Annotated in this window: 11 protein-coding genes and 2 pseudogenes; 5 read left to right on the top strand and 8 right to left on the bottom strand. The window is 69.7% G+C overall.

The features are described 5' to 3' along the window. Positions 1–60: 60 nt before the first annotated feature. The 8 genes and pseudogenes from AB0J68_RS17460 to AB0J68_RS17425 form a co-directional block, all read right to left on the bottom strand. Complete coding sequence (locus tag AB0J68_RS17460; protein WP_363939365.1) at positions 61–1155, bottom strand: substrate-binding domain-containing protein; 1095 nt, start codon at positions 1153–1155, stop codon at positions 61–63. A 179-nt stretch (positions 1156–1334) separates the two neighbouring features. Next, the gene (ybaK, locus tag AB0J68_RS17455; RefSeq protein WP_354855348.1) at positions 1335–1814 is read right to left on the bottom strand and encodes a Cys-tRNA(Pro) deacylase; all 480 of its coding nucleotides are present in this window, start codon (positions 1812–1814) and stop codon (positions 1335–1337) included. 10 nt (positions 1815–1824) lie between these two features. After that, positions 1825–2694: pseudogene (locus tag AB0J68_RS17450) on the bottom strand (SAM-dependent methyltransferase); the annotation flags it as partial. Between the two features lie 323 nt (positions 2695–3017). Then, on the bottom strand, positions 3018–4226 hold the full coding sequence (gene ugpC, locus AB0J68_RS17445) for a sn-glycerol-3-phosphate ABC transporter ATP-binding protein UgpC (RefSeq protein WP_354860957.1): 1209 nt from the start codon (positions 4224–4226) through the stop codon (positions 3018–3020). A 10-nt stretch (positions 4227–4236) separates the two neighbouring features. Then, positions 4237–5073: a carbohydrate ABC transporter permease gene (locus AB0J68_RS17440; RefSeq protein WP_354860955.1), complete on the bottom strand. Its 837-nt coding sequence runs from the start codon at positions 5071–5073 to the stop codon at positions 4237–4239. Between the two features lies 1 nt (position 5074). Further along, complete coding sequence (locus tag AB0J68_RS17435; RefSeq protein WP_354860953.1) at positions 5075–6055, bottom strand: sugar ABC transporter permease; 981 nt, start codon at positions 6053–6055, stop codon at positions 5075–5077. Next, positions 6052–7341 carry an ABC transporter substrate-binding protein gene (locus AB0J68_RS17430; RefSeq protein ID WP_354860952.1) on the bottom strand — a complete coding sequence of 430 codons (1290 nt, stop codon included), beginning with the start codon at positions 7339–7341 and terminating at the stop codon, positions 6052–6054. Before AB0J68_RS17430 ends, AB0J68_RS17435 begins: the two co-directional genes overlap by 4 nt. 194 nt (positions 7342–7535) lie before the next feature. Continuing rightward, positions 7536–7790, bottom strand: coding sequence for a flavin reductase (locus AB0J68_RS17425; RefSeq protein ID WP_354860951.1), 255 nt, complete (start codon positions 7788–7790; stop codon positions 7536–7538). Positions 7791–8067: 277 nt separating this feature from the next. Between AB0J68_RS17425 and AB0J68_RS17420 the strand changes: the two genes are divergently transcribed. From AB0J68_RS17420 to AB0J68_RS17400, 5 genes and pseudogenes are all read left to right on the top strand, one after another. Beyond that, a complete protein-coding gene (locus tag AB0J68_RS17420; RefSeq protein WP_363939362.1) occupies positions 8068–8868 on the top strand; it encodes a helix-turn-helix transcriptional regulator in 801 nt (266 codons plus the stop codon). Further along, the gene (locus AB0J68_RS17415; protein WP_363939360.1) at positions 8856–9044 is read left to right on the top strand and encodes a DUF397 domain-containing protein; all 189 of its coding nucleotides are present in this window, start codon (positions 8856–8858) and stop codon (positions 9042–9044) included. The genes AB0J68_RS17420 and AB0J68_RS17415 overlap by 13 nt, the downstream gene beginning before the upstream one ends. A gap of 120 nt (positions 9045–9164) precedes the next feature. After that, positions 9165–9374 (top strand): annotated as a pseudogene (locus tag AB0J68_RS17410) (VOC family protein); the annotation flags it as partial. 185 nt (positions 9375–9559) lie between these two features. Beyond that, the gene (locus AB0J68_RS17405; protein ID WP_234589839.1) at positions 9560–9991 is read left to right on the top strand and encodes a hypothetical protein; all 432 of its coding nucleotides are present in this window, start codon (positions 9560–9562) and stop codon (positions 9989–9991) included. Positions 9992–10037: 46 nt separating this feature from the next. Then, complete coding sequence (locus AB0J68_RS17400; RefSeq protein ID WP_354860947.1) at positions 10038–10355, top strand: hypothetical protein; 318 nt, start codon at positions 10038–10040, stop codon at positions 10353–10355. The last annotated feature ends 140 nt before the right edge of the window (positions 10356–10495 follow it).

The raw sequence follows: 10495 nt of genomic DNA, 5'->3' as shown, positions 1-10495 counted from the left end.
ACGGGAGGATGCTCCCGTGCCGGGCGGCGATGGTCGTCCCGGCGGGTACTGCGGCGTCGGTCAGCTGATGCCGGCGTCGGCGCAGGCCTTGGCGTACGCCGCGGTGCAGACCTCTTCCTTGGTCACGTAGCCGTCGGCGATGACGTCCTTGATGTTGTCCTTGTAGATGGCCTTCGGGGTGAGCAGCACCGAGGGGACGTCACGGCCACCCTCCGGGTCCTTCACCGTCTGGCCGGTGTCCTTCTTCTCGCCCTTGGCGAGCGCGATGGCCAGGTCGGAGGCGGCCTTCGCCTCTTCGCGGACGGCCTTGTAGACGGTCATGCACTGGTCACCGGCGAGGATGTTCTGCAGGCCCTCGGTGCTGGCGTCCTGGCCGGTCACCGGCACCTTGCCGTTGAGCTTGTTCTTCCTCAGGATCGAGATGGCCGCGTTGCCGAGACCGTCGTTGGCGGCCAGCACGCCGTCGATCTTGCCGTTGGCCTTGGTGAGCTGCTGCTCGAAGATCGTCGTGGCCTGCGCGTTGTCCCAGGCCGGCACGGCGTCCTCGGGGCCCTTGACGTACTCCTTGGAGTCGAACTTCGGCTTCAGCACCGAGTCGTAGCCGGCCTTGAACAGGGTGGCGTTGTTGTCGGTGGGGGAGCCGTTCAGGTACGCCACGACGGGGTTCTTGGCGTTCTTCTCAGTCAGGCACTTGGACAGGCCCTCGCCCTGGAGCTTGCCGACGGTCTCGTTGTCGAAGCTGACGTAGTACTGGGCGGAGCCGCCCAGGGTGAGCCGGTCGTAGTCGATGGTGGCGACGCCCTGCGACTTGGCCTTGTCGAGCACGGCCTTACCGGTGCCGGAGTCCAGGTTGACGATCATCAGGGCGGTGACGCCGCTGGTGATCATCTGGTCGGCGATGGTCTGGAAGGCGGTCTTGTCGTTCTGGGCGTTCTGAATGTCGTACTTGACGCCGGCGGCCTTGAACGCCTCTTCCAGGAACCTGCGGTCCGCGGTCTCCCACCGGGCGGAGGACTTGCTGTCCGGGAGGATGACGCCGATCTTGGGGGTCTTGGCGGAGCTGGGCTTGTCGGAGCCGGAGTCGTCGCCGCAGGCGGTCAAACCGCCGGTCGCGAGCAGGCCCACGGCGGCGATGGTGAGGATCCCCTTACGCATGTGCAGGGTCCTTTCGGAGGTGGGGGAGGTGTTGTTTTGTTGTGTCCGGCAACGTATTTCGCGTCACACTGGTCCCACAAGACCGCGCAGGTGCCAAGTTTGTTGGAAGCGATAACAATTCAGCAACGCGACTGTTACTCCCCGCGTATGCCATGCGGGAGTCGACGTAACGACTGTCGTCAGTGGGTCTGCAACGGCGCGGTGCGGGCGTCGGTCAGCGCCACCAGATCCGCTGCGGCCAGTTCGAGTTGCAGACCGCGCCGACCAGCCGAGACGTAGATCGTCGGCAGATCCAGCGCGGATTCGTCCAGCACTGTGGGCAGACGCCGCCGCTGCCCGAGCGGGCTGATCCCGCCGCGAACGTAGCCGGTGGCCCGCTCGGCGACCGCCCGGTCGGCCATCGTCGCCCGCTTGCCGCCGACCGCCGCCGCGAGCGCCTTGAGGTCCAGCTCGCCGGTGACCGGGACGACCGCCACGGTCAGGGCGCCGTCGACCTCGGTCACCAGCGACTTGAACACCCGCTCGGGTGCCACACCGAGCGCCTCGGCGACCAGCGCGCCGTAGTTCGGCACGTCCGGGGAGACCCGGTACGGATGGGTGCGATACGCGATCCCACGCTTGACCAGCAGCGCGGTCGCCGGAGTGCCCTGTCCCGCCACACCGACGACGCTAGTGGACCGGGTGGCCGACCAACACGGTCGGTGCCCCGGCCGTCCGGGTGAGCACCAGGCTCGCCGCCTGGTCGCCGGCCAACCGCAGATCCCGCCGCAACTGCTCCGGGGTGAGCGCGGAGCCCCGCTTGAGGATCTCCACCCGGCCCACCCGCCGTTCCCGCAGCAGTGCCCGCAGGCGCTTGAGCGAGAACGGCAGCACGTCGGTGATCTCCAGGCACCGGGCGTACGGGGTGGGCGTCGGCCGGTCGGCGTAGAGGTAGGCGATGCTCGGGTCACCCAGCGTGGCGTCCAGCTGGTCGGCCAGTTCGGCGACGAGGTGCGCGCGGACCACGGCCGGATCCGGGTCGTACAGGTAGCGGCGCGGTGGCCCGACCGGCGCGTCGGTGGCGCCCGAGCCGGTGAGCTGAAAACGGTGCGTCTCGGCGCCCACCTGCCGGTAGAGCGTGGCGCGGCGGGGCACCTGGGCCAGGTCCCCACACCAGAGCGCGGCCTCGACCAGGTCGCCGTCCACGCCGACCCACTCCGCCTCCGCGCCGGCCGGGATGAGCGCGTGGTCCAGTCCCGGCGCCACCTTCACCACCGTGCGCGGCACCCGTTCCGCGAGCCCGGTGACGAAGTCCCACGGTGGCGAGTAGGCGCGCGGGTCGAAGATCCGCCGACCGGTGCCGCTCGTACGTCGGGCCGGGTCACAGAAGACCCCGTCGACCCGGGAGACGTCGAACGCGGTGGCATCGCCGCACTCGACGGTGAACAACTCGGCCAACCCCGCGGCGGCGGCGTTGGCGGCGGCCATCGCGGCGGTCACCGGGTCGGCCTCCACCCCGTACACCCGGATGCCGGCGCGGGCGGCGGCGAGCGCGTCGGCCACGGCGGCCGGGCTGGTGGCGTCCACGCCGAGCAGGCCGAGCACGCCCACGACGGTCTCCGGTGCGACCTCGACTCGACGGTGCCGCCAGTCCTCGTACCAGGTGGACACGCCGTGCGCCTTGGCCAGCGCGGCCAGTCGTCGGTCCATCCCGCCCCCCGCCTCACGATGCGACCTTCGACCACCTTGCCACGCCCACCCACCGACCGCAGCGCACCCTGCCCCCGCCGATCCTGCGGTTCCTGCCACGACACAGGGGACATTCGACCCAGGTCGACAACGGAGACTGCAAGATCGGCGGGACTGGCGGCGGGGTCGGGCCGTCAGTCGGCGAGCGCGCCGGCCGACCTGCCCTCGTGCAGGGTGAGGTTGCGGCCGTTGGTCGGATCGAACAGGTGGATCTTCTCCAGGTTGAACCAGACGCGGCGGGACTGGCCCTCCGCGACCGGTGACTCGGCCGACAACCGGGTGACCAGGTTGCCACCGGTGCCGGCGAAGTCGCCCCCGCCCGCGTCGGCGGCCAGCTCCTCCAACTCGGCGGCGCTGGCCCGCTCCCCCTCCACCGTGAAGTAGACGTACTTGTCCGAGCCCATCGACTCGACGATCTCCACGGGCGCCTCGAACTCCAGACCCCGGCGGCGGGTGTCCTCGTCGACCAGCTCGGCGTCCTCGAAGTGCTCGGGGCGTACGCCGAGGATCAGCTCGCGGGGCGCGTCGGCCGCCTCCAACTCGCGGCGGACCCGGTCGCCGAGCGGCACCTCGCCCAGCGCGGTGTGCAGGCTGCCGTCCTGCACGGCGGCGTGCAGGAAGTTCATCGACGGGGAGCCGATGAAGCCGGCCACGAAGAGGTTGCGGGGGTGGTCGTACAGCTCCTGCGGAGGCCCGACCTGCTGGATCGCGCCACCCCGCATGATGACCACCCGGTCGCCGAGGGTCATCGCCTCGGTCTGGTCGTGGGTGACGTAGACGGTGGTGGTGCCGAGCTGCTTCTGCAACCGGGACACCACCGTGCGCATCTGCACGCGCAGCTTCGCGTCCAGGTTGGACAGCGGCTCGTCCATCAGGAACGCCTTGGGCTGGCGGACGATCGCCCGGCCCATCGCCACCCGCTGACGCTGCCCACCGGAGAGGTTGGCCGGCTTGCGGTCCAGCAGCGGCACCAGCTCCAGCACCTTGGCCGCCTCGTCGACCTTGGCGTTGATGGTCTCCCGGTCCAGCTTGGCCAGCCGCAGCGGGAACGCCATGTTCTCCCGCACCGTCATGTTCGGATACAGCGCGTAGGACTGGAACACCATCGCGATGTCCCGGTCCCGGGGGGCCTTGTCGTTGACCCGCTGGCCGCCGATGCGCAGCTCGCCGGAGCTGATGTCCTCCAGCCCGGCGATCATGTTGAGGGTGGTGGACTTGCCGCAGCCCGAGGGGCCGACCAGGATCACGAACTCGCCATCGGCGATCTCCAGGTCGACGTCCTGCACGGCGACGGTCCCGTCCGGGAAACTCTTGCTCACCTTGTCGAGCACGATGTCAGCCATGACTACTCACCTATCCCTTGACTGCGCCGGAGGTCAGGCCGGACACGATGCGGCGCTGGAAGAAGAGGACGAACAGGATGATCGGTACGGTGATCACCACGGCGGCGGCGCAGATCGCCCCGGTGGGGTCCTCGAACTGCGACGCGCCGGTGAAGAACGACAGCGCGGCCGGCACCGTGCGGGACCGCTCGGTGGAGGTCAGCGAGATGGCGAACAGGAAGTCGTTCCAGCAGAAGATGAAGACCAGGATCGCCGTGGTGAACAGGCCGGGCGCGGCCAGTGGCGCGATCACCCGCCGGAACGCCTGTGCCTGGGTGGCGCCGTCCATCTTCGCCGCCTTCTCCAGGTCCCAGGGGATCTGCTTGAAGAACGCCGACAGCGTGTAGATCGCCAGCGGCAGCGCGAAGGTGATGTACGGCAGGATCAGTCCCGGCCAGGTGTCGAAGATCTTGAGCTGACGCTCGATCTCGAACAGGGGCGACACGAGGGACACCTGCGGGAACATCGCGATCAGCAGGGAGACCCCGACCAGCAACCCCTTGCCGGGGAAGTCCAGCCGGCTGATCGCGTACGCGGCCATCGCGCCGAGCACCACCGCGATGAGCGTGGCGATCAGGGCGATGCCGATGGAGTTGATCAGCGCGCGGACGAACTGGTCGGTGTCGAAGATCGTCCGGTAGTTGTCCAGCGTCCACTCCCGGGGGATGAAGTTCCCGTCGGTGAGGGTGGCCGGCGTCTTGAACGACAGCGAGGCGATCCACAGCACCGGGACCATCGCGAAGACGACCACGAGGACGTCGAGCAGACCCCAGCGCACCTTCGCCCGGGTGGTGGTTTCGACAGCCATGTCAGCGCCTCTCCCCGTCGTCGCTGCCGGGGGCAGCGGTGCCGAACAGCTTCACGAAGACGAAGGCGATGATCGCCACAGTGATGAAGATGAGCACCGACATCGTCGAGCCGATGCCGAGGTTGAGACCCCGGATCAGGTTGTTGTAGGCGAGCATCGACACCGACGAGGTCTCGTTGCCGCCCGCCGTCAACACGAAGATGTTGTCGAAGACCCGGAACGCGTCCAGGGTGCGGAACAGCAGCGCGACCAGGATCGCCGGCTTCATCACCGGCAGCATCACCTTGGTGAACTTCTGCCAGGCGGTCGCCCCGTCGGTGGAGGCGGCCTTGAGCAGGTCCTCCGGGACCAGCGCCAGCCCCGCCATCAGCAGCAGCGCCATGAACGGCGTGGTCTTCCAGATCTCCGCCAGCATGATGATCGCCAGCGAGCTGGCCCGCTCGGTGAGCGGCGCACCGTCGCTGAACACGTCCGCCAGGTAGCCGGTGCCGGGCGTCCAGGCGTACCGCCAGGAGAACGCGGCGACCACCGTGACGATCCCGTACGGGATGAGCGCCGAGGTCCGCACCAGGCCGCGCCCGACAAGCGTACGGTGCATGATCAGCGCCAGCCCCATGCCGAGCACCAGCTCGACGGCCACGGTGACCACCGTGATCAGCGTGGTCACCCCGAACGCCGTCCACCAGAACTCGTTGGTGAGCACGGTGACGTAGTTCTCCAGCCCGATGAACTCACGCTGATCGGGAAAGCGCAGGTCGTAGCGCTGCAACGACAGCCAGACCGAGTAGATGATCGGGTACGCGGTCACCGCGACCATCACCAGCGCGGCGGGCGCGCAGAGCAGCCAACCGAGTCGCCGTTCGGCCTTCTTGTTCTCACTCAGCGGCGGCCTGCGACGGCCGCCCCGCTGGGTGGGGACGGTGGTGGCCCGTTCCGCCTCGGCGCTCACCTGCGCGCCGGCCGGCGTGGCGTTGACACTCACGGCAGGACCCCCTTGGACTGGAGGGCGTCGGCGATGGCGCCGCGCAGCTCATCGGCCGTCTGTTGCGGACGGATCGCCGACGGCGGCGACAGGATCGCCGACATGACGGTCGAGATGCTCTGGTAGGCCGGGGTCAGCGGACGGGTCGCCGGTTCCTTCAGCTCTTCGAGGATGGTGTCCTTCATGGGGTACGCCTCGGTCATCTCCGGCTCGTCGAAGACCGCCTCGATGGTCGGTGGCACGCCGTCGTTGATGGCGGAGAACTTCTGGTGCTCGGGGCTGCGCAGACACCGGGCCGCCTCGAACGACTGCTCCGGGTGCCGGGAGTAGGAGCTGACCGCCAGGTTCACGCCGCCGATGGTGACCTTGCTGGGGGTGTTCTCGTCGATGCCGGGCACCCGCGCCCAGCCGACCTGCTTGGCCAGCTCCGGGTTGGCCTCCTGCAACGCCGGATAGACGAACGGCCAGTTCACCTGGAACGCGCCCGAGCCGGACTGGAACTCCAGCCGGACCGGGTCCTCGGTGGCGTTGCTGAACGACGGCGAGGTCACGCCCGACGTGGCGAACCGCTGCAACTGCTCCAGCGCCCGGACCGTGCCGTCGTCCATCACGGCCTTCTTGCCGTCGTCGGAGAGGACCTTTCCGCCGGCGCTCTCGGCCAGGGTGTTGTAGAGGACGACCAGGCCCTCGTACTGGGCGCCCATGGTGAGCACCTGGTACGGCTTGCCCTGGTCCTTGAGCTGCTGGGCGGCCGTGATCATCTGGTCCCAGGTGGTCGGCGGCTGCGGCACCAGGTCCTTGCGGTACCAGAGCAGTTGGACGTTGGTGTTCTTCGGCGCGGCGTAGAGCTTGTCCTCGTAGCGGGCGGTGTCCAGCGGCCCGGCGAGGGTGCCCTGCTCGACGTCGGACTTCTCCTGGCCGGTCCACTCGCGGATCCAGTCGGCGCTGGCGAACTCCTGGGTCCAGGTGACGTCCAGGCCGAGCACGTCCATCCCGCTGTCCTCGGCGGCCAGCCGGCGCACCATCTGCACCCGCTGGTCGTCGGCCTGACGGGGCAGCACCCGGTAAACGATCTTGTATCGTCCCTGGGCCTGCGCGTTGCAGTCGTCGACCACCTTCTGCAGGTTCTGCTCCGGCGGGTAGTACAGGTTGATCGTCGGCGTACCGCCGCCACCGTCGTCGGCGCCGCAGGCGGCCAGCGGCGCGACCAGCGCCAGCGCGGCGGCCGCGGCGCCAAGCCGGGCAGCCGGCCGACGCCGGTGTCGAGCCGTTTCGGGGTCCGTCATCGCTCTCCCCCTCTCTTCGGCGAGAAACCGGGGAGGGGCATCCGTGCCCCGGCGCACGGCGAGACCTTTCCGGGCCGATGAGCTGCGGAAATGACCAGGCCCGGATGCTCCGTGCGGCTACACTGCCCCACTCCCCGCGCCGCGAAACCTGCCCGCAACGGGCAAGACGAGCACCCCGCCCCGACCGACAAGCGTCAGCCCCGGGCTCGCGCCCAGGAGAGGAAGCGTTCGGTCATCCGTGTCGGCGGGTGGTCCGGGTGGAGTTGGGTGAGCTGGTGGGTCGCCTCGTTCATCAGGGTGCCGAGGTAGATCAGCAGACCCGTCCGGTCGGTCCGGTACTCCGTCAACAGGGTGAGCTTGGCCGGCTGGCAGGGCCACTCCCGGCCGCAATTGCGGCACCGCCACAGCGGACGCATGGCGACATGCGGGGTGGGCGGACGAACCACCATCACCACCACCGTGTCTCGTCGTGGTGGTCTGTCGGGCTCAGCACATCGGCCTCCTCGCGCATGGGAGGGGCCGCTCCCGCAAGGGGGGAACGGGAGCGACCCCCGGGGGCAGAGCCCGCCACCGCCGTTGCGGCCACCAGCGAACCCGCCATTGGTGACAGTCTGCGATGACTCGACTACCTTCGATACGCGCTCGCGCCATCCGCGCAGCTCATGGACTCAGGCGAGCGGTCGGGACCGACACGCCGATGCGGGTTGGGCAGAGATTGGGGAATTGATGGGGACCGTCACCGACTACGTGCTGGAGGAACTGCGGCTACTCCGGGCGGAGACAGGGCTCAGCCAGGACGACTTCGGCCGAGGCATCGGCTACTCGGGCTCGCACGTCAGCTCCGTCGAGACGGGCGGGCGACCGCCCACGAAGGAGTACATGCGAGCGGTCGACAACCACCACCGGACCGGCGAGCGCTTCCAGCGGATGCTGGAGCGGTTGGGCCGGCTCGACGCCGAACCGGCCTGGCTGCGCGAATGGATCGAGTTCGAGCGGGAGGCGACCACGCTGCGCTGGTTCGAGTTGGCGTACGTGCCGGGCCTGCTCCAGACCGAGCGGTACGCCCGCGCCACGCTGGCCGGCGGCCGGTTCGACGCCGAGGACGTCGACCGCATCGTCGCGTCACGGCTGGAGCGGCAGGCGATCCTGCGACGCCCGCGCCCGCCGCAGCTCATCACCGTGCTGGACGAAGCGGTGTTGCGCCGGCCGGTGCTCGACCAGCCGGGCCTCATGCTCGAACAGTGCGAGCACCTGGTGGAGTTGGCGGCCCAGGAGCACATCCAGGTGCACGTCGTCCCGGTGGACGCGGGGATGTACCTGGGGTTGGCCGGTCAGTTCATCATCGCCGAGATGCCGGACGGCGAGCGGGTGGCGCACGCCGACAACCAGCTCATCGCGCAGTTCGTCGACGCGTCGACCGACGTCGCTAAGCTGGCCAAGACGTGGGAGATCGTTCGCAACGAAGCCCTCCCCCGCCGGCAGTCAATCGAGCTGATCAAGGAAGTGGCGAAGGCATGGACACCCTGACTCCACGCTGGCGCAAGTCGACCAGGTCCGGCGGCAACGGCGGTTCCTGCGTCGAGGTCGCCGACAATCTGCCGTACGTCGTGCTGGTGCGCGACACCAAGGACCGCGACGGCGGGACCCTGCACGTCACCCCGAATGCCTGGAAGGCATTCATCGGTTACGCCAAACAGCGCTGACCGCGCACTCTCCCGGGCCAACGCGCCGCAAGATCCGCACAACATCCCGGACACTGCTGCGTCAGGGCCGCCGGGGGCAGCGACACCCGCGTCGACCCCCGCTCCGCGCGTTCGGACGCCGAGTCGACCTGGGTGAACCAGGTGCCCGAGCCTCGGGTCGGCAAGACACGCGTACACCTGGATCTGCGGCTGGCGGGGGCGGAGCCGGCGCCGCTGCTCGCGGCCGGCGCCCGGCTGGTCCGCGAACCCGACCGCGAGGTCGGCTGGTGGGTGCTGGCCGACCCGGAGGGCAACGAGTTCTGCGCCTTTCCGCCACGTCCCACCGGGTGAACGACCCACTACCCAGCGCGGGCGGCGTCGACTAGCGTTTCCGTAGCGCCGCAGCCAGCGCGTTCGCCGCCGACGTCGACACGCCTCCGGCCGGCCCAGCCTGCCCGATCGGTTGGTTATCGCGGGAACGTCCCACCGCCGCTGCACCGGTTCGGCAGGATCGTCCCAATGAGGGAGGTGCCGTCGTGCAGGACACCCGCGCTCTCGCCCTGACCTTCGAGGTGAGCGGCCTGCCACCGGTCAAGACCGAAGCGTTGTCCATCTTCGCCGCCGGGCACCGGCAGGCGACGAGGGTCCGCACCCTGCTCCAGGCCGCCTTGGGCGCGGCCCAGCGCACCGGCTGGACGCCGTTGCCCGGGCCGATCGAGGTGGACCTGGTTCTGCGCTGCCCGCCCGGGCACCGGACATCCGACGCCAGCACCCTGCTCGGCGGCGTCTGCGCGGTGCTGCAGGACAAGAAGCGGGTCTCCACCATCGGCCTGGCGCACCTCGGCGTCCTGGTGGATGTCGCCCTCTACGACGACGACCGGCAGATCCGCCGCTTGTCGTACCACGAGGAGCCGGCGGAGGACTTCTCGTACCAGGTGCGGGTAGCCGCCGTACCTTCCGGCGTTTGACCGACGGCCGCGGTGGGGTATCGCGGACGCCGACGAAGGGAGCACGATGTCGGAGCCACATGTCACGCTCGACCCGCGCGGGCTCGATCCCGTGCAGCAGAAGCTGCGCGGGCCGCTGGAGGACCAGCTGACCTCGGCTCTCCAGGCAGCCACCGACCGGATTCGCGCCGGCTACGCCGGCGAGCCGGTCGAGCAGGTGTGCCAGCGGCTGTTGGACGAGACCCGCTCCGGGTTGCATCCCGACATCGCGGCCGGGTTCAACCCGGACATGGACGAGTTCTGCCGGGTGGCGATCTCGATCGTCCGCGGCGGGTCCGACGAGCCGGACGCCCGCCCCACCGGCGACGGCCGGCACCGCGCCTAGCCTGCCGGCACCGATCGCAGTGGCCGGGTCAGGACCGGGTCCGCAACTACCCGGTCCTCACAGACCGCCCGGCGCAGGGGGGCGGACAGGGGCGGCACCCCCCCCCCGCGGGGGGGCGGCACCACGCCACCCCCCCCCGC

Source organism: Micromonospora sp. NPDC049580 (genome assembly GCF_040675595.1).
In the GTDB taxonomy this organism is placed as follows: domain Bacteria; phylum Actinomycetota; class Actinomycetes; order Mycobacteriales; family Micromonosporaceae; genus Micromonospora.
The sequence above is the reverse complement of the archived record's forward strand: the minus strand, read 5'-3'. Positions and strand labels throughout refer to the sequence as shown.